This is a genomic window from Pantoea sp. SGAir0175 (genome assembly GCF_043547855.1).
In genome coordinates, this window is sequence record NZ_CP028081.1 from 2,843,767 (window position 1) to 2,860,986 (window position 17,220).

18 protein-coding genes and 1 riboswitch are annotated in these 17,220 nt (G+C 60.5%); of the genes, 5 read left to right on the plus strand and 13 right to left on the minus strand.

All coding sequences use genetic code 11. From position 1 onward, the window contains the following. Positions 1-31 precede the first annotated feature (31 nt). The 7 genes from C1N56_RS13255 to moaA form a co-directional block, all read right to left on the minus strand. Positions 32-739, minus strand: a complete 708-nt coding sequence (locus C1N56_RS13255) for a Bax inhibitor-1/YccA family protein (protein WP_021508489.1) — start codon at positions 737-739, stop codon at positions 32-34. A gap of 57 nt (positions 740-796) precedes the next feature. Then, on the minus strand, positions 797-1,891 hold the full coding sequence (locus tag C1N56_RS13260) for a DUF1615 domain-containing protein (protein WP_104092716.1): 1,095 nt from the start codon (positions 1,889-1,891) through the stop codon (positions 797-799). An 82-nt stretch (positions 1,892-1,973) separates the two neighbouring features. Beyond that, positions 1,974-2,426, minus strand: coding sequence for a molybdopterin synthase catalytic subunit MoaE (gene moaE, locus C1N56_RS13265; RefSeq protein ID WP_021508491.1), 453 nt, complete (start codon positions 2,424-2,426; stop codon positions 1,974-1,976). Positions 2,427-2,428: 2 nt separating this feature from the next. After that, positions 2,429-2,674 carry a molybdopterin synthase sulfur carrier subunit gene (moaD, locus tag C1N56_RS13270; protein ID WP_058757846.1) on the minus strand — a complete coding sequence of 82 codons (246 nt, stop codon included), beginning with the start codon at positions 2,672-2,674 and terminating at the stop codon, positions 2,429-2,431. Then, positions 2,667-3,152 carry a cyclic pyranopterin monophosphate synthase MoaC gene (gene moaC, locus C1N56_RS13275; protein ID WP_058757847.1) on the minus strand — a complete coding sequence of 162 codons (486 nt, stop codon included), beginning with the start codon at positions 3,150-3,152 and terminating at the stop codon, positions 2,667-2,669. The genes moaD and moaC overlap by 8 nt, the downstream gene beginning before the upstream one ends. Positions 3,153-3,154: 2 nt before the next feature. After that, positions 3,155-3,670, minus strand: a complete 516-nt coding sequence (gene moaB / locus C1N56_RS13280; RefSeq protein WP_394516751.1) for a molybdenum cofactor biosynthesis protein B — start codon at positions 3,668-3,670, stop codon at positions 3,155-3,157. Positions 3,671-3,687: 17 nt separating this feature from the next. Then, positions 3,688-4,674 carry a GTP 3',8-cyclase MoaA gene (gene moaA, locus C1N56_RS13285; RefSeq protein WP_021508495.1) on the minus strand — a complete coding sequence of 329 codons (987 nt, stop codon included), beginning with the start codon at positions 4,672-4,674 and terminating at the stop codon, positions 3,688-3,690. Next, a riboswitch (molybdenum cofactor riboswitch) is annotated at positions 4,663-4,799 on the minus strand. Its footprint overlaps the gene before it by 12 nt. Positions 4,800-4,993: 194 nt before the next feature. Here moaA and yvcK point away from each other — a divergent pair. Then, positions 4,994-5,896, plus strand: coding sequence for a gluconeogenesis factor YvcK family protein (gene yvcK, locus C1N56_RS13290; protein WP_348878662.1), 903 nt, complete (start codon positions 4,994-4,996; stop codon positions 5,894-5,896). Positions 5,897-5,926: 30 nt separating this feature from the next. Here the strand turns inward: yvcK and uvrB are convergent, their stop codons facing one another. Continuing rightward, positions 5,927-7,948 carry an excinuclease ABC subunit UvrB gene (uvrB, locus tag C1N56_RS13295; RefSeq protein WP_021508497.1) on the minus strand — a complete coding sequence of 674 codons (2,022 nt, stop codon included), beginning with the start codon at positions 7,946-7,948 and terminating at the stop codon, positions 5,927-5,929. Positions 7,949-8,866: 918 nt separating this feature from the next. On the opposite strand from uvrB, the gene C1N56_RS13300 reads away from it, so the two are divergent. After that, positions 8,867-9,583 carry an ABC transporter ATP-binding protein gene (locus C1N56_RS13300; RefSeq protein WP_021508499.1) on the plus strand — a complete coding sequence of 239 codons (717 nt, stop codon included), beginning with the start codon at positions 8,867-8,869 and terminating at the stop codon, positions 9,581-9,583. 42 nt (positions 9,584-9,625) lie between these two features. On the opposite strand, the gene bioD is transcribed toward C1N56_RS13300, so the two are convergent. Genes bioD through bioB form a run of 4 tightly spaced genes read right to left on the minus strand, consistent with a single transcriptional unit; the run spans position 9,626 to position 13,213 of the window. Beyond that, positions 9,626-10,297 (minus strand): dethiobiotin synthase, encoded by a 672-nt coding sequence (gene bioD / locus C1N56_RS13305; protein ID WP_021508500.1) that lies wholly within the window; start codon positions 10,295-10,297, stop codon positions 9,626-9,628. Beyond that, positions 10,294-11,049 carry a malonyl-ACP O-methyltransferase BioC gene (gene bioC, locus C1N56_RS13310; RefSeq protein WP_021508501.1) on the minus strand — a complete coding sequence of 252 codons (756 nt, stop codon included), beginning with the start codon at positions 11,047-11,049 and terminating at the stop codon, positions 10,294-10,296. Before bioC ends, bioD begins: the two co-directional genes overlap by 4 nt. Next, positions 11,030-12,181 (minus strand): 8-amino-7-oxononanoate synthase, encoded by a 1,152-nt coding sequence (gene bioF / locus C1N56_RS13315; RefSeq protein WP_275025690.1) that lies wholly within the window; start codon positions 12,179-12,181, stop codon positions 11,030-11,032. Before bioF ends, bioC begins: the two co-directional genes overlap by 20 nt. Then, on the minus strand, positions 12,182-13,213 hold the full coding sequence (bioB, locus tag C1N56_RS13320) for a biotin synthase BioB (RefSeq protein WP_058757850.1): 1,032 nt from the start codon (positions 13,211-13,213) through the stop codon (positions 12,182-12,184). A gap of 86 nt (positions 13,214-13,299) precedes the next feature. Here bioB and bioA point away from each other — a divergent pair, with 86 nt between their 5' ends. Together bioA and C1N56_RS13330 are read left to right on the plus strand one after the other, a co-directional pair. Next, positions 13,300-14,592: an adenosylmethionine--8-amino-7-oxononanoate transaminase gene (gene bioA, locus C1N56_RS13325; RefSeq protein WP_394516752.1), complete on the plus strand. Its 1,293-nt coding sequence runs from the start codon at positions 13,300-13,302 to the stop codon at positions 14,590-14,592. A 67-nt stretch (positions 14,593-14,659) separates the two neighbouring features. Further along, on the plus strand, positions 14,660-15,136 hold the full coding sequence (locus C1N56_RS13330; protein ID WP_288444288.1) for a kinase inhibitor: 477 nt from the start codon (positions 14,660-14,662) through the stop codon (positions 15,134-15,136). Positions 15,137-15,214: 78 nt separating this feature from the next. Here C1N56_RS13330 and pgl read toward each other — a convergent pair whose 3' ends face one another. After that, on the minus strand, positions 15,215-16,210 hold the full coding sequence (pgl, locus tag C1N56_RS13335) for a 6-phosphogluconolactonase (RefSeq protein ID WP_104187098.1): 996 nt from the start codon (positions 16,208-16,210) through the stop codon (positions 15,215-15,217). A 148-nt stretch (positions 16,211-16,358) separates the two neighbouring features. Here pgl and C1N56_RS13340 point away from each other — a divergent pair, with 148 nt between their 5' ends. Continuing rightward, entirely contained in the window at positions 16,359-17,177 is an 819-nt protein-coding gene (locus C1N56_RS13340) for a pyridoxal phosphatase (protein WP_088516308.1), read from the plus strand. The last annotated feature ends 43 nt before the right edge of the window (positions 17,178-17,220 follow it).

Sequence of the window (17,220 nt, forward strand, 5' to 3'; positions counted from 1 at the left end):
TTATTTTCACAGCCTTAATGGCTGGTTACTCTTAGCGACGGTTACCGAAAATCCGCAGCAGCATCAGGAACAGGTTGATGAAGTCGAGATACAGCGTCAGCGCGCCCATGATTGAGAAGCGGCGCAGATTCTCTTTATCGTTAACATCAATGCCCTCACCGATGGCTTTCAGCTTCTGTGTGTCATAAGCCGTCAGGCCCACAAACACCACCACGCCGATATAGGTAATCGCCCACATCAGCGCCGGGCTTTTCAGCCAGAAGTTCACCAGCGACGCCAGCAGAATGCCGATCAGCGCCATAAACAGCAGGCTGCCGAAGCGGCTCAGGTCGCGTTTGGTGGTGTAGCCGTAAAAGCTCATGGCACCAAACATGCCCGCGGTAACGAAGAAGGTACTGGCGATCGACGAGTAGGTATAAACAAGGAAAATACTCGCCATTGTCAGCCCGGTCAGCGCGGAATAGAGCATAAACAGCCCGGTCGCCACGGCGCCGCTCATGCGCTGCACCATGCCGGAAAGCACGAATACCAGCGCCAGCTGCGCGATAATCAGGCCGAAGAAGGTGATGCGATTGGCAAACACCAGTTCCATGACGGCAGGCGTGCGCGCGGCAAACCACGACACAAACGCCGTCAGCAGTAAGCCGCAGGTCATCCAGCCATACACCTGCGCCATATAGGTTTGCAGCCCGGTCGAAGCCTGCTGCACGATTGAACCATTACGTGGATATCGATCCATGATGCACCTCTTTAAAAGTTACTGATAACGTCAGTGTGAAGTGTACACCACGGATCGTCAACGGCGCGTCATACACTGCTGATATCGCCCGTCAACCCGCTGGGCAAACCACGCGGTGGTGAGATTACGGGTAATTTTCGGGCTCTCCAGCTTAATGCCCGGCAGCACTTCGCGCGGCAGACGTTTTCCCGCCATCTTATCGGCGAGGATAAAGGTCTGTTTCCACAGCGTGCTGTCGCTGAAGCTTTCGCTGTCGCCCTTCTCCAGATCGCGGCGAATTTCCCGCGGGCTCATGTCCAGCTGCTTCGCCAGCGTGCGCACCGCCAGTTCGGTGGCGCTCGCCTGTTCGCTGCCGTAGCGGATCAGGTCGCCGTCCAGCGCCAGTTTGATGCCGCTGGCACGCGCCACCGCAGCCTGGAACGCGGCGTTGCGGCTGGCGTACCAGCCGGCGTTGAAGTCAGCAAAGCGATACAGCGGCTGGCTGTAATCCACCGGATAACCCAGCAGGTGCAGCGTGCCGAAGTAGATACCGCCGCGCCGGCTAAACACTTCGCGCCGGATCGAACCGTCAATCGGGTATGGATAGCCCTGCGCATGCGCTTCGGCAAAGGCAATGCTGACCTGCATCGGCCCGCCGGTGTGGATTGGGTTGAGATTACCGAACAGCTTCTGCCCCATCGGCACCATATCGATAAAGTCATCGAAAATGGCGCTCAGCTCTTTCTCGCTGTGCACCTTATCGAGACGTGCCGCGTAGCTCTCGCCGTTGGAGGATTTGATCAGTAACGCGGTGCGCACCAGAAACGCCGGCACGTGCACGCTGGCGGCGCGGCGGTCAATTTCAGCCCAGGCGATTTTTGGCAGACCCGGCACGGTGGCATCGGCGCTGAAGTTAGATTCCTGATCGGTCACGGCGATCACCGCGCAAATATTGCTGGCGCTGGCGTCGATGTGCTGCACGCGCAGCGCGGTATAGATGTCGTCGGCCCAGGCCGATTTTTGCGTCACATGGGCGGGCAGCAATTGCTGAATTTGCGCTTTCACGTCAGCGGGCTGGCGGGCCGGTAGCTGCGGCTCCTTTTTGGTGCTGCATCCGGCCAGCACCAGCGCAGCCAGCAGCGCTGCGCCGCGTAATATCGTGTTGGTGTTCATCCTGCTCCCTGATAAGCCAGCAAAAACCGTACCTTACCGTTTTCGTGGTCTGGCGGCTATCAGCGCGGGCGGATTTTGCGCGCTAGTTCCAGCGTTCAGCGGCCTGATGGTCGCTGTCGCGGGCATCGACCCAGCGATCGCCCTGCGCGGTGGCTTCGCGCTTCCAGAACGGCGCGCGGGTTTTCAGGTAATCCATGATGAATTCACTGGCGGCAAAGGCGCTGCCGCGATGGGCGCTGCTGACGCCAACGAACACGATCTCATCACCGGGGAACAGTTCGCCTACGCGATGAATCACCGTCACCTGCTGCAGCGCCCAGCGCTGACGCGCATCCGCCACAATCTCTGCCAGCGCTTTTTCCGTCATACCCGGATAGTGCTCCAGCGTTAACGCGGCCACGCTGTCGCCGAGATTGTGGTTGCGGACTTTGCCGGTGAAGGTGACGACCGCGCCGTCGCTGTCATGCGCCGCCAGCAGCGCATACTCGTCGCCAACGTTAAACGGCGCGCTGCCGACGCGAATTCGGGTTGTCATGCTCAGCCTCCGGTAACCGGCGGGAAGAACGCCACTTCATCACCGGCGCGCAGCGGATGGTTCATCGGCACCAGCGTCTGATTCACCGCCGCCAGCAGCTTGCCGGACTCCAGCGCCAGCGCCCAGCGATCGCTTTTCTGCGCCAGCGCAGCGCGCAGCGTGGCGACGTCAGCATACTCTGCCGCCAGATCCAGCGTGGCGGTGCCGGTCAGTTCGCGCACCTGGGCAAAAAACAGTACCTTAATCATGGCGCACCGCCTGGAAATCACCGGATTTACCACCGCTTTTGCTCAGCAGCCGCAGCTGGTCGATGACGATATCTTTCTGCACCGCTTTGCACATGTCGTAGATGGTCAGCGCCGCGACCGACGCGGCGGTCAGCGCTTCCATTTCCACGCCGGTTTTGCCGCTCAGGCGACAGCGCGAGGTAATGCGTACGCGGCTGTGCTCCGGCTCAGCCACCAGCGTCACCTCGACTTTGCTCAGCATCAGCGGATGGCACAGCGGAATCAGTTCCCAGGTACGCTTCGCCGCCTGGATGCCGGCAATACGTGCGGTGGCGAAAACATCGCCTTTGTCATGGCTGCCGTCGAGGATCATTTGCAGCGTGGCCGGCTGCATCAGCACCAGCGCTTCCGCCTGCGCTTCTCGCACGGTGTCAGTTTTGCCGGAGACGTCCACCATGTGGGCTTCGCCGGCCGCGTTGATATGGGTTAACGAGGACATGCTTATAACTTCTTCAAATGTGAGACAAAATTACACGGACGCGTACGCGCATCCAGCTGGGCTTCAATGATCCGCTCCCATGCGCTGCGGCAGGCACCGGTTGAGCCCGGCACGGCAAACAGCAGCGTCTGGTTGGCCAGACCGGCCACCGCGCGTGATTGCAGCGTCGCGCTGCCGATCTCCTCGTAGGAGATCATGCGAAACAGTTCGCCAAAGCCGTCAATTTCGCGATCCAGCAGCGGCAACAGCGCTTCCGGCGTACTGTTTTTACTGTTAAAGCCGGTGCCGCCGTTAATCAGCACCACCTGCACATCTTCACTGGCGATCCAGCGCGACACCGTGGCGCGGATGCGATAACGGTTGTCCGGAACAATGGCGTGATCGACCACCTGATGCCCGGCTTCAGTCAGCGCCTCACGCAGATAGTCGCCGGAGCTGTCACTGCTGGCGTCGCGGCTCTCAGAGACGGTCATCACCGCCGCATTTAAGGCGACAAAATCGCCGGAAGGTTTACCCATGGCCGTAACTCCTGTGTTTAGCCACCAATGAAGGAGAGATTCTGCGTGATGCCGGTATTGCCCTGATGCAGGAAATGCGTCTGCTTTTTCTGCCCGAGGCTGTGAGCGATGCGCGCCTGCAGCTCGGCCTGCTGATCGTCGGAGGCCAGCAGATCGCGCAGCGGTACGCCGCCGTCGCCAAACAGGCACAGATGCAGGTTACCGATCGCCGATACGCGCAGGCGATTACAGCTGGCGCAGAAATCTTTTTCATACGGCATGATCAGGCCAACTTCACCCTGATAATCCGGATGGCGGAACACCTGGGCCGGGCCATCGCTGCGGCCGCGCGGCTGGCGCTGCCAGCCCTGCATGATCAGCTGATCGCGGATCACCTCGCCGGACACATGATGACGGCGGAACAGATCGCCGCCCTCGCCGGTTTCCATCAGCTCGATAAAGCGCAGCTGAATCGGTCGGGTGCGGATCCACGCCAGAAAGGTCTCCAGACTGTGGCTGTTGACGTCGCGCATCAGCACGCTGTTGACTTTGACGGTGCTGAAACCGGCATCAAAGGCCGCATCAATCCCCGCCATGACTTCATGAAACTTGTTCTGCCCGGTAATGGCGTGAAACTGCCGTGCGTCGAGGCTGTCGACGCTGACATTGATATGGGTGAGGCCTGCCGCACGCCAGGCGCCGACGTCGCGCGCCATGCGGTAGCCATTGGTGGTCATGGCGATCTGGCGGATTGCCGCGTTGTCGCGCACGGCGGCAATGATATCGGTGAAGTCGCGCCGCATCGAGGGTTCGCCGCCGGTCAGGCGCACTTTTTCGGTGCCCGCCGCCGCAAAGGCACGCGTCACGCGACGAATCTCATCCAGCGAGAGAAAACTTTTGTTGTGCACGCCGTTCGGCCGGTAGCCGTCGGGCAGGCAGTAGGTACAACGGAAGTTACACACATCCGTGACCGACAGGCGCAGATAATAAAAGCTGCGCGCATAGGCATCTGTAAATTGTGGCACCTGAACACCTTTCCAAAGTACGGGAGATGCAGTCATTTCTTTCTGCACCCTGGCAGCTCGCGGCTGCGGCCAGGCATCCATATCACACGACTTAGGAACGCAAGGCTTGGGAGTCTGTTGTCATTGTGGACAACACGGTTAAAGCAAATGGTAGCGCGATTTGACGCTCGCATCCATCGGCATTTATCGCTATATATATTGATACATAACGTTATTTCACCGCATTTTCGCGACAGGATACGGTAAAATGCGCGACAGATATTGATACACATCAGTTGAACGCCGTCTGCACCGCACGTGCGGCGTTTTAAGGAGCAGCATGAATCGTACCCTGGCAGATTTGGATCGCGTGGTGGCACTCGGCGGCGGCCACGGCCTTGGCCGCGTGATGTCGGCGCTGGCGCCGCTGGGCTCACGCCTGACCGGCATCGTCACCACCACCGACAACGGCGGATCCACCGGCCGCATACGCCGTTCAGAAGGCGGCATTGCCTGGGGCGACATGCGCAACTGCATTAATCAGCTGATCACCGAACCCAGCGTGGCCTCTGCCATGTTCGAGTATCGCTTTACCGGCAACGGCGAACTGGCCGGGCATAATCTGGGCAATCTGATCCTGAAAGCGCTCGATCATCTCAGCGTGCGTCCGCTGGAAGCCATCAACATTATTCGCAACCTGCTGAAGGTGGATGCGTTTCTGATTCCGATGTCGGAGCAGCCGGTGGACCTGGTCGCGCAGGATAGCGAAGGCAATATGGTGTACGGCGAAACGGCGATTGACGAAATGAAGCAGGCGCCGGAAGAGCTGATGCTGCACCCCAATGTGGTGCCGACGCGTGAAGCGCTGGACGCCGTCGCCGAGGCCGATTTGATCCTGATTGGTCCCGGCAGCTTTTACACCAGCCTGATGCCGATTCTGCTGATGGAGGAGATGGCACGCGCGCTGCGCCGGACGCCCGCCACCATGGTGTTCATCGGAAATCTCGGGCGCGAACTGAGTCCGGCGGCGGCCAGCCTGACGGTCGCCGACAAGCTGGCGATGATGGAAAAAGCCATTGGCAAACGGGTGATTGACGCCGTGGTGGTCGGCCCGTCAGCAGACACGCGCGGCGTCATTGAGCGGTTGATCGTGCGCGAACCGCTGGAAGCCGCCGATATCCGCTATCGTCACGACCGCCAGCTGCTGCGCCGCGCGCTGGAACATGCCATTCAGGCGGTTTAGCCGGCGCGCAACGCGACCGCCGGTTTCACATTAAGAGGCGGCGATAAACAGTTCACGCAGCTCGTGCAGCTGGTCGCGCACCCGCGCGGCCTCTTCGAACTCCAGGTTCTGCGCGTGCTGCTGCATCTGCCCTTCCAGCTCGTGGATCTTCTTCTGCATGGCCTGGGGCGTGAGCGCCAGATAGCTGGCCTCAGCCTCGGCGGCAGTGCGTGAAGCCGTTTTGCCTTTGCCGCGCGTTTTCACCACGTTTTTGCCCAGTTCAAGAATATCGGTGATTTTCTTGTTCAGGCCCTGCGGCACAATGCCCCGCTCTTCGTTATAGCGCTGCTGCTTCTCGCGGCGGCGCTCGGTCTCTTCCATCGCCCGCGCCATCGACGGCGTGATCTTATCCGCGTAGAGAATCGCTCTGCCGTTGACGTTACGCGCCGCGCGTCCGATGGTCTGAATCAGCGAGCGCTCGGAGCGCAGGAAGCCCTCTTTATCGGCGTCCAGAATCGCCACCAGCGACACTTCCGGCATATCCAGCCCTTCGCGCAGCAGGTTGATCCCCACCAGCACGTCAAACTCCCCGAGACGCAGATCGCGAATGATCTCCATACGCTCAACGGTATCAATGTCGGAGTGCAGATAACGCACCTTCTCGCCGTGCTCTTCAAGATACTCGGTGAGGTCTTCGGCCATGCGCTTGGTCAGCGTGGTGACCAGCACGCGCTCGTTGATTTCGACCCGCTTGCGGATCTCCGACAGCAGATCGTCGACCTGGGTCGCCACCGGACGCACCTCAAGGATCGGATCGAGCAGACCGGTAGGCCGCACCACCTGATCGATGACGTCGCCGCCCGATTTCTCCAGCTCGTAGTTACCAGGCGTGGCCGAGACGTAAATGGTCTGCGGTGCCAGCGCTTCAAACTCTTCAAAGCGCAGCGGACGGTTATCCAGCGCCGACGGCAGGCGGAAACCGTACTCCACCAGCGTCTCTTTACGCGCGCGGTCACCGCGATACATGCCGCCAATCTGCGGAATAGTCACGTGGGATTCATCGACCACCAGCAGGCCATCCGCCGGCAGGTAATCAAACAGCGTCGGCGGCGGCTCACCCGGTCCGCGTCCGGAGAGATAGCGCGAATAGTTTTCAATGCCCGAGCAGTAGCCGAGTTCGTTCATCATTTCGAGGTCGAACTGGGTACGCTGGGTGATGCGCTGCTCTTCCAGCAGTTTGTTGTTCTCCAGCAGCACTTTGCGCCGCACCGCCAGCTCATCCTTGATCTCTTCCATCGCCTGCAGAATACGCTCGCGCGGCGTCACGTAGTGCGTCTTCGGGTAGATGGTGAAACGCGGAATCACCGAGATCACCTGGCCGGTCAGCGGGTCGAACAGCGACAGGCGCTCAACCTCTTCATCAAACAGTTCAACGCGCAGACCAATGTCATCGGATTCCGCCGGGAAGATATCGATCACTTCGCCGCGCACGCGGAAGGTGCCGCGCTGGAAAACCTGATCGTTGCGGGTGTACTGCAGTTCGGCGAGGCGGCGCAGGATGCTGCGCTGGTCGATGATCATGCCGCGCGTCAGATGCAGCATCATTTTCAGGTAGAGATCGGGATCGCCCAGACCGTAGATAGCAGAAACCGACGCCACCACAATCACGTCGCGGCGCTCCAGCATCGCTTTGGTGGCAGAGAGACGCATCTGCTCGATGTGCTCGTTTACCGCCGCATCTTTCTCGATGAAGGTATCCGAACTGGGCACGTAGGCTTCCGGCTGATAGTAGTCGTAGTAGGAGACGAAGAATTCGACCGCGTTATCCGGGAAGAACTCTTTCATCTCACCATACAGCTGTGCCGCCAGCGTTTTATTCGGTGCCATTACCATGGTCGGCCGGTTGAGATCGGCAATGACGTTGGCGATGGTAAAAGTTTTTCCTGAACCGGTAACCCCCAGCAGCGTCTGGTGCGCCAGTCCATCCTCCAGCCCTTCTTCAAGGCGACGAATCGCCTCAGGCTGATCGCCTGAAGGTTTGAAAGCGGAGTTGAGTTTAAAGGCTTTACTCATGGTATTACGGTTCCTGCTGAAGAAGTCGGCGGGCAGGCTGGTAATTCTACTCTGCTATGGCGATTTTGCCAGAAAAAAATACTGGATATAATTACAGATATACTGCACGATGATGGGGAGATGCCGCGATTCGCTTCAGCGTAATTTATGCGGTAATCCGGAAGCGTTTGTTGCGCAAGGTTATCCCCAGACGAGCAACGCTTTTAACAATTGTCAATAGAGCGTCATTAAATTGCAGTCTGATGACAAGCCAGACAATTCTCAGGCTTGCTTTTAAATAACCTGCTGATTTAAAAGACTTTGACTCAAAAGCCCAGTTTCGCAGCATTATGTATGCAACCCGCGTATTTCCTCGCTTGCGCCCGGTTTTCAGTCGCTAATGCACAAGGTTATCCACAGGAATAGTGGATAACTGAATCCAGCCCCACGTCCATCGGCTGTGTATAATTTTCCCCTCGCTTATCCTGCCGTGCGAAAAAATTTTTTTTGCGATTATTTTTCCATCATCCCGTGCGGCTTTAACTATTCTTTTGGCGTACCCCATCGTGCCGTAACGGGAAAAAGCCCAGCGTTAAGGCCACTTATTTCTTCAGTCCCTGCCTTATGACAGCACAGATGCACCAGAAACGTTAAGCAGTCAGCACCGTCAAAGTGCAGGCGAGTTATTACTGTGGGCAATTGTTAAGCTTTTCTCATCAATTATGGCGAGTTTCGCTGCCTTTTACCCCGATTGAGGCTGCTTTGGCGGATCTGGCCTGGGAATTGCAGTGAATTAACGGTGGAGTGACGAGTCCATGCCGGCAGGATGAACAAGCGCCGCCGGCGACAGCAGTGTCCCAATAGCCATTGTGCATGACTGTATGCCAGACGACACAGAGCGGGAGCATTCAGGCGAATAATCTGGAAGGAGAATGTCAGATGCTGAGTTTACGTTCGGTGAATCAATTTTACGGTCAGAACCATATTTTATGGGATGTGGATCTCGATCTGCCGCCAGGCACCTGCACCGGCGTGCTGGGCAGCCCGGGAATGGGCAAAACCACGCTGGTGAACTGTATTATGGGTCGCCTGCCCATTAATAGTGGATCGATGACCTGGCAGGAAGACGGCGCGCCGCCGGAAAACCTGCTGCTGCAGCCTGCTGAGCAACGCGCGCGCATGGGCATCGGCTACGTACCACAGGGACGCCACATCTTTTCCCAGATGAGCGTGGAAGATAACCTGCTGATTGCGCTGATGGCGGCACAGGACGATCGCAGCCGCGCCATTCCCGAGATGGTGTTCGATCTGTTTCCGGCGCTCTACTCGCTGCGTCATCAGCGCAGTGGCGAACTGCCGATGGATCAGCAGCAGCAGCTGGCCCTGGCGCGCGCGCTGGTGCTGCAGCCGAAACTATTGATCCTCGATGAACCCACCGAAGGCATGTCGCCGTGGCTGGAGGAGGAGATGGGGAATCTGATTCGCCGCCTGAACCGCGACTATGGCCTGACGATTCTGCTGCTGGAACAGCATGTGTCGTTCATTCGCCGCGTGGCGGACTATTTTCTGCTGCTGCATCGCGGCCGCAACGTGGCGCAGGGCAGCGTGGCGCAGCTGGATGATGTAACGGTGAGTAAGTGGTTAACGGCCACCTAGCGTCGGTAGCGTGCGGCGCAGGGTGCTGCGCCGCCGCGCCATTTACTGTGGCAGGGTAAGGTAACGGCCACAGTCGGCCTGCTGCGCCGCGCTGCTCAGCCACGGAATCTCACCGAGGAACGGGGCCGCAATGCGCTGTTGCAGCGTTGCCAGATATTCCGCATGTCGCTTACCCGGCGGCTGGATGTCATTGGCAATCCAGCCGGCGAGGCGCAACCCGCGCGCCTTCACCGCTTCCGCCGTCAGCATGGCGTGGTTGATGCAGCCGAGCTTCACGCCGACCACCAGAATCACCGGCAGTTGCTCGGCGGCGACCCAGTCGGCATAAGTTTGCGTCGCGGACAGCGGCGTGAACCAGCCGCCCGCGCCTTCCACCAGCACCCATTCAGCCTGCTGTTCCAGCGCGCGTAAGCCAGCGGAGAGCTGCGCAAATTCAATCGGTCTGCCCTCTTCCGCGCTGACGATATGCGGCGACGTCGGTTCGATGAACGCCAGCGGGTTTACCTGCTCATAGCTCAGCGCCAGGCTGCTGTAGCGCTGCAGCGCCAGCGCGTCGCTGTTGCGCACGCCGTCGGGCGTAATCTCGCAGCCGGAGGCCACCGGTTTGTAGCCAGCAGTGCGTAATCCCGCAGCGCTGGCCGCCTGCAACAGAGCGCCGCTGGCGACTGTTTTGCCCACTTCGGTGTCAGTTCCGGTAATAAACCAGCGTGTCATTTTTGTAAAACTCCATACATCAGGTGATAACTGAGACGATAGCCGTGCGCAGCCTGCGGCCAGTGCTGCTCCAGCTGCGCCAGCTGCGGGCGCGTCAGCAATGCTGCCTGCCGTCCATCGTGCAGATGCGTCGCGCCGATGCCTTTCAGCGAACGCATGGCGCTGAGCGCGCTGGGGAAATGCAGCGTGACGATCTGCGTCTGGCTGCGCAGCGGCAGGCCCGCGGTCGCCAGGGCAAAGGCATCGCCGCTGAGGAAGCGATTGGCGTGACGCCGACCATCGATCTGCGCCCACGCCTGGTGCACCTCCTGCAGCGAGCCGTCGAGCAGCGTCGAGAACAGCACGCTGCCGCCCGGGCGCGTCACGCGCAGAAACTGCAGCAGCGCGGTGCGCAGATCGCTGCTCCACTGCACCGCCAGGTTGCTCCAGACGCCGTCGACGCTGTTATCCGCCAGCGGTAACTGGTCGATATCGCCCTGTAAATAGTCGTGCGCCGAGTGCTGTTCGCGTGCCGCCTGCAGCATCGCCGGTGACAGATCCAGCGCGCAGACCTGGCGACCGCGATCGCGCCAGTAGCGGCTGAACCAGCCGGTGCCGCAGCCGGCATCCAGCAGCTGCGGGCCAAATCCGGCCGGCGCCAGCGCCAGCAGCGCCTCGCCGCTCTGGCGCTGCAGCTGAGCATGCTGTTCGTAGTGCGCGGCCGCCCGGCCAAACGCCTGCGCCACCGCCTGTTTATTCACCTGCAGCGTCATACAGTGCCTCCAGCAACGCGTCGATATCTTCGGGATGATGCGCCGCGGTGAGCGTAATGCGCAGCCGCGCGGTACCCGGCGGCACCGTCGGTGGCCGGATCGCGCTCACCCAGCAACCGGCCTGCGCCAGCCGCTGCGCCAGCGCCAGCGCGGCGTGGTTTTCACCGACGATCAGCGGCTGAATGGCGCTGTCAGAGGCCATCAGCTGCCACGGCAACTGCGCCGCGCCCGCGCGAAAGCGGGCAATATTTTGCTGTAACCGCGCGCGCAACGCGTCGCCCTGCTGGATCTGCGCCAGCGCCGCCAGCAGCGCACAGCACTGCGCCGGCGGCATGGCGGTGGAATAGATTAAATGGCGCGAGAATTGCTCGACGTAATCTGCGGTAGCGTCATCACACAGCAGCGCGGCGCCGCTGACGCCAAAGCCTTTACCAAAAGTCACCACCAGCAGTTCCGGTTTCACCTGCTGCTGCCAGCAGCTGCCGCGCCCCTGCTCACCGGTGACGCCAATGCCGTGCGCATCGTCCACCAGCAGCCAGCCGCCCGCGCGCCGGGTTTCGGCGGCAAGTTCAGCCAGCGGCGCACTGTCGCCATCCATGCTGAATACGCCCTCGGTTACCACCAGCGTGCCGCCTTCCGCGCGCGTCGCCAGCAGCTTCGCCAGGCTGGCTGGCTGGTTGTGGGCAAAACGGCGCAGCGTTGCCGGACTGTGGCTGGCGGCATCCAGCAGCGAGGCGTGCGCCAGTTTGTCAGCGATAATGCGATCCGACTTTTGCGCCAGCAGATGGATTACTGCCTGGTTGGCGGCAAAGCCGGAGATAAACAGCAGCGCGCGCGGGTAGCCGAGCCAGGATGCCAGCTGCTGTTCCAGCTGCGCATGGTGGCGGCTGTAGCCGGTGACGTGGCCGGAAGCCCCGGCACCGACGCCCGCCTCGCGCACGCCCTGCTGCCAGGCAGCCATCACCGCCGGATGCTGGCTCAGGCCGAGGTAATCATTGCTGGAGAAGTGGCGATAGCGCTGCCCGTCGAGGGTAATTTCACGCACGCTGTTGTGCTCAATGCGCCGCCGCTGCCGCCAGCCGTCGGCGGCACGCTGCGCCGTCAGCGCCTGCGCAATACGTTCAGACCACATTTACACGGCCGCGTTATAGAACTGCGCGCTGTCGGCGTGCAGCAACTGCTCGCTGAGCTGATGCTGCTGTTCGTTATCGCCCGCCGTCGTGGCGGTGTGCTCCGGATTCAGGCCCAGCTTGCGGAACAGGATCAGATCTTTGTCCTCTTCCGGGTTCGGCGTGGTCAGCAGCTTGCAGCCGTAGAAAATCGAGTTGGCACCCGCCATGAAGCACATCGCCTGGGTCTGTTCGCTCATCTGCTCGCGACCGGCCGACAGGCGCACGTGCGAGGTTGGCATCATGATGCGCGCCACGGCAATGGTGCGGATAAAGTCGAACGGCTCGACGTCATCGTTATCCGCCAGCGGCGTGCCTTTGACTTTCACCAGCATGTTAATCGGCACGCTCTCCGGCGGCGTGGGCAGGTTGGCCAGCTGCACCAGCAAACCGGCGCGGTCGTTGACCGTTTCGCCCAGCCCGACAATGCCGCCCGAGCACACTTTGATGCCGGCGTTGCGCACTTTATCCAGCGTATCAAGACGCTCCTGATAGGTACGGGTGGTGATGATGCTGCCGTAAAACTCCGGCGAGGTGTCGAGGTTATGGTTGTAAAAATCGAGCCCGGCGCTGGCCAGCCGCTGCGCCTGATCGTGGTCAAGCGTTCCCAGCGTCATGCAGGTTTCCATGCCCATGGCTTTCACGCCCTGCACCATCTGCTCAAGGTACGGCATGTCGCGCTCGTGCGGGTTTTTCCACGCCGCGCCCATGCAGAAGCGGCTGGAGCCGGCTGCTTTGGCCTTGCGCGCCGATTCCAGCACCGCTTCCACCTCCATCAGGCGCTCGGTTTCCAGCCCGGTTTTGTAACGCGCGCTCTGCGGACAGTATTTACAGTCTTCCGGACAGGCGCCGGTTTTGATCGACAGCAGCGTGCTGACCTGCACCTGACGCGGGTCGAAGTGCTGGCGGTGCACCTGCTGTGCTTCAAACATCAGCTCGAGAAAAGGTTTATCAAATAGCGCCTGAGCCTGAGCCAGTGTCCAGCGATTAGCCATTGCTTACTCCAAAAAGGGGGTTCATCCTGACGATTAACGTGGTTATACTTGTAAACTAAATCTTTTAAAAATGGTTTACAAGACAGATGTTCACACAGGACGACCTCCGCTTTGACCGCCAGCATATCTGGCATCCTTACACCTCAATGCGCGATCCGCTGCCGTGCTACCCGGTGGTGGCCGCGCACGGCTGCACGCTGCAGCTGGCCGATGGACGTGAGCTGGTCGACGGCATGTCGTCGTGGTGGGCAGCGATCCACGGCTATAACCATCCGCGCCTCAATCAGGCGTTGCAGCAGCAGATGGCGCAGATGTCACACGTGATGTTCGGCGGCATCACCCATCCGCCAGCCGTGGAGCTGAGCCGCCAGCTGATCGCCATGACGCCCGAGGCGCTGGAGTGCGTGTTCCTCGCCGATTCCGGCTCGATCGCCGTCGAAGTGTCGATGAAAATGGCGCTGCAGTACTGGCTGGGTCGCGGAGAAACGCGGCAGAAATTCCTCACGCTGCAGCGCGGTTATCACGGCGATACGTTTGCCGCCATGTCGGTCTGCGATCCGGAAAACTCCATGCACAGCCTGTGGCGCGGCTACCTGCCCGAGCATCTGTTCGCCCGCGCGCCGCAGTGTGGCTTTGACGATGACTGGGATGACAACGATATTGCCGATTTCGCCCGGCTAATCGAGCAGCACCATCGCAGTATCGCCGCGGTGATCCTCGAATCTATCGTGCAGGGTGCCGGCGGCATGCGCTTTTACCATCCACGCTATCTGCAACAGGTGCGAGCGCTGTGCGATCGCTACGGTTTATTGCTGATCGCCGATGAGATCGCCACCGGCTTCGGCCGCAGCGGCAAGCTGTTTGCCTGCGAACACGCCGGCATCACACCGGACATTTTGTGTCTCGGCAAGGCGCTGACCGGCGGCACCCTGACGCTCTCCGCCACCCTGACCACGCGCGACGTCGCCGATACCATCAGCCGCAGCGCGGCGGGCTGCTTTATGCATGGTCCGACGTTTATGGGCAATCCGCTGGCCTGTGCGGTGGCGGTTGAAAGCCTGAAGCTGATCAACGAAGGGCACTGGCCGGCGCAGGTAGCGGCGATTGAACAGCAGCTGCGTGCGGAACTGCTGCCGCTGCGCGACCATCCGATGGTGGCGGATGCGCGCGTGCTGGGGGCGATTGGCGTGATTGAAACCCATCAGCCGGTGAACATGGCGGCGCTGCAGCAGTTCTTCGTGGAACGCGGCGTATGGATTCGCCCGTTCGGTAAGCTGATTTACCTGATGCCACCTTATCTGATTTCTGCCACACAGCTGACGCAGCTGACGGCGGCGCTAAGCGCTGCACTGGCGGTGGACGGCCACTTTCAGCCCTGACACCGCTGGCACTCGCCGCCATTTTCCACCATCATGGAGAGCAGTACACAACAGGAAAGGAGAGATCATGCGCGTAGTAAGCCAGGATTTTAACGATGGCGATAAAATGCCCGAGCGCCACGTGTTTAACGGCATGGGTTACCAAGGCGATAATCTGTCGCCGCACCTGGCATGGGATGAAGTGCCGGCCGGCACCAAAAGCTTTGTGGTGACCTGCTACGATCCGGATGCCCCGACCGGCTCCGGCTGGTGGCACTGGGTGGTCGCCAATATTCCGGCTGAGGTGACCGTGCTGTCACAGGGCGCCGGTTCCGGCGTGGCGGAGCTGCCGGAGGGTGCCATTCAGACACGCACCGATTTCGGCCAGAACGGTTACGGTGGCGCAGCGCCGCCGCAGGGCGAATCGCATCGCTACATCTTTACGGTGCATGCGCTGGACGTGGAGAAAATTGAGGTGGACGAAGGTGCCAGCGGCGCGATGGTCGGCTTCAACGTGCACTTCCACGCGCTGGCCAGCGCATCGATCACGGTGACATACGCCTGATTGCATAAGGTGCGCATCGCTGCGCACCCTGGCAGAGGTCGCCGTGGATGGCGACCCTGCATGACCGAAGCGCGTTCCTCAGTCCAGCGCGTGAATCACTACCCACATCGGGCCCTGACCCACGGCGTAACGCGCCAGCGGTTGCAGCAGGCCACGATCGCCGATGCGATAGACTTCAATGTGATGCGATTTCTGCCCCGCCGCCACCAGATACTGACCGCTGCCATCAATGTTAAAGCCACGCGGCTGAGTTTCGGTCGGCTGATAACCTTCAATCGTCAGTACCGAGCCGTCCTCACTGATACTGAACACGGTCAGCGTGCTGCTGGTGCGGTCACAGGCATACAGGAAGCGACCGTCCGGGGTGATATGGATATCCGCTGCCCAGCGCGTATCGCTGAAGCCCGGTGGCATGATATCAAGACTCTGCACGCGCTCGACCTGGCCGTTAACATTGTTCAGCGCCCAGATGTCGACGGTGCTGTCCAGTTCGTTAACCACATAGCCATAGGCGCCGTTCGGGTGGAACGCCATATGACGCGGGCCGGCGCCCTCTACGGTGGTCACCTGCGGCTGCGTGCGCGGTGCCAGCGTGCCGTCCGCCTGCAGCTGATACAGGCAGATGCGATCCTGTTTCAGCGCTGGTACAAACAGCGTCTGGTTGCTGAGGTCGATATTCGCCGAATGGCAGCCCTCCAGCCCGTTAATCACCTGCAGCGGTGCCTGCGGCAGGCCGTCGCTGCCAATCGGACTGATGCTGACGCAGGCATCGTTATAGGAGCCGCAGAACAGATAGTTGCCCTGGCGGTCGGTAGAAATGTGAGTCGGGCTGCCCGGCAGCGGCGCTTCACCGGCCAGGCTCAACGTACCGTCGGCCGCAATGCGGTACGCCAGTACGCGAAAATTCGGACGCACGCCGACATAGAGAAAATCTTTCTTCGGGCTCACCACCATCGGCTGCACCTGGCCGGCCACATCCGTGACCTGCAATAACGTCAGTGCGCCATCTTCCTGCATCTGCCAGGCGTGGATCTGCTGGCTCTCGGGACTGGCGGTATACACGACTTGTTTCATGCGTTTTCCTTATTCGCTGCCTGATGAAAAACAGTAACTGTAGCGCGTTTCACCGCCGCGCGCTGGGCTGATTTGTGCCCTGCTTTTTGTCTCAGGGCCGCTGGCGGGTGTAGACTTAACGCTTTGCTAACTCCGGACGGAAAGTGTAATGAGCTACCGCGTAATCGCCCTTGACCTTGACGGCACCCTGCTGACCCCAAACAAAACCATCCTGCCAGAATCCCTTGAAGCCTTAGCCCGCGCGCAACAGGCTGGCGTTCAGGTGCTGATCGTCACCGGTCGCCATCACTGCGCGATTCACCCGTTTTATCAGGCGCTGCAGCTGACAACGCCCGCCATCTGCTGTAACGGCACGTACCTGTACGATTACCAGGCGCAACGGGTGCTGGCTGCCGATCCGCTGGAGAAACGTCAGGCGGCGCGGGTGATTGAGATGCTCGATCAGGAGAATATTCACGGTCTGCTGTATGTCGATGATGCGATGCTGTACCAGGAAGCGACCGGCCATGTGACGCGCACCCTCAACTGGGCGCAGTCGCTGCCGGAAGCGCAGCGCCCGCTGTTTGTGCAGGTGCCGAGTCTGGCGCAGGCGGCGCACGACGCGCAGTCGATCTGGAAATTTGCCCTGTCGCATCCGGATACCCGCGCGCTGCAGCAGTTTGCCGAACGCACCGAACGCGAGCTGGGTCTGGCGTGTGAATGGTCGTGGCACGATCAGGTCGATATCGCTCAGGCCGGCAACAGCAAAGGCAAACGCCTGGCGCAGTGGGTGGCGAGCCAGGGTCTGAGCATGCAGGACGTGCTGGCGTTTGGCGACAATTACAACGATCTCAGCATGCTGGAGCAGGCCGGGCTGGGCGTGGCGATGGGCAATGCCGATGACGCCATCAAAGCACGCGCGCGCAAAGTGATCGGCACCAACCTTGAGCCGGGCATTGCGCAGGTGATCTACCAGGAAGTGCTGTAACGCCAGGCTGATCGCGGCAAAAGGTATCTGTAGGGTTGACCGG

Excerpts from the sequence above, each read along its gene's own strand:
- yvcK (WP_348878662.1), top strand. The coding sequence starts at position 4,994 with ATGAATCGTACCCTGGCAGATTTGGATCGCGTGGTGGCACTCGGCGGC.
- bioB (WP_058757850.1), bottom strand. The coding sequence starts at position 13,213 with ATGGCTAATCGCTGGACACTGGCTCAGGCTCAGGCGCTATTTGATAAA.
- moaC (WP_058757847.1), bottom strand. The coding sequence starts at position 3,152 with ATGTCCTCGTTAACCCATATCAACGCGGCCGGCGAAGCCCACATGGTG.
- C1N56_RS13340 (WP_088516308.1), top strand. The coding sequence starts at position 16,359 with ATGAGCTACCGCGTAATCGCCCTTGACCTTGACGGCACCCTGCTGACC.
- uvrB (WP_021508497.1), bottom strand. The coding sequence starts at position 7,948 with ATGAGTAAAGCCTTTAAACTCAACTCCGCTTTCAAACCTTCAGGCGAT.
- C1N56_RS13300 (WP_021508499.1), top strand. The coding sequence starts at position 8,867 with ATGCTGAGTTTACGTTCGGTGAATCAATTTTACGGTCAGAACCATATT.
- bioD (WP_021508500.1), bottom strand. The coding sequence starts at position 10,297 with ATGACACGCTGGTTTATTACCGGAACTGACACCGAAGTGGGCAAAACA.
- moaB (WP_394516751.1), bottom strand. The coding sequence starts at position 3,670 with ATGGGTAAACCTTCCGGCGATTTTGTCGCCTTAAATGCGGCGGTGATG.
- C1N56_RS13330 (WP_288444288.1), top strand. The coding sequence starts at position 14,660 with ATGCGCGTAGTAAGCCAGGATTTTAACGATGGCGATAAAATGCCCGAG.
- pgl (WP_104187098.1), bottom strand. The coding sequence starts at position 16,210 with ATGAAACAAGTCGTGTATACCGCCAGTCCCGAGAGCCAGCAGATCCAC.
- moaD (WP_058757846.1), bottom strand. The coding sequence starts at position 2,674 with ATGATTAAGGTACTGTTTTTTGCCCAGGTGCGCGAACTGACCGGCACC.
- moaE (WP_021508491.1), bottom strand. The coding sequence starts at position 2,426 with ATGACAACCCGAATTCGCGTCGGCAGCGCGCCGTTTAACGTTGGCGAC.
- bioA (WP_394516752.1), top strand. The coding sequence starts at position 13,300 with ATGTTCACACAGGACGACCTCCGCTTTGACCGCCAGCATATCTGGCAT.
- bioF (WP_275025690.1), bottom strand. The coding sequence starts at position 12,181 with ATGTGGTCTGAACGTATTGCGCAGGCGCTGACGGCGCAGCGTGCCGCC.
- C1N56_RS13260 (WP_104092716.1), bottom strand. The coding sequence starts at position 1,891 with ATGAACACCAACACGATATTACGCGGCGCAGCGCTGCTGGCTGCGCTG.
- C1N56_RS13255 (WP_021508489.1), bottom strand. The coding sequence starts at position 739 with ATGGATCGATATCCACGTAATGGTTCAATCGTGCAGCAGGCTTCGACC.
- bioC (WP_021508501.1), bottom strand. The coding sequence starts at position 11,049 with ATGACGCTGCAGGTGAATAAACAGGCGGTGGCGCAGGCGTTTGGCCGG.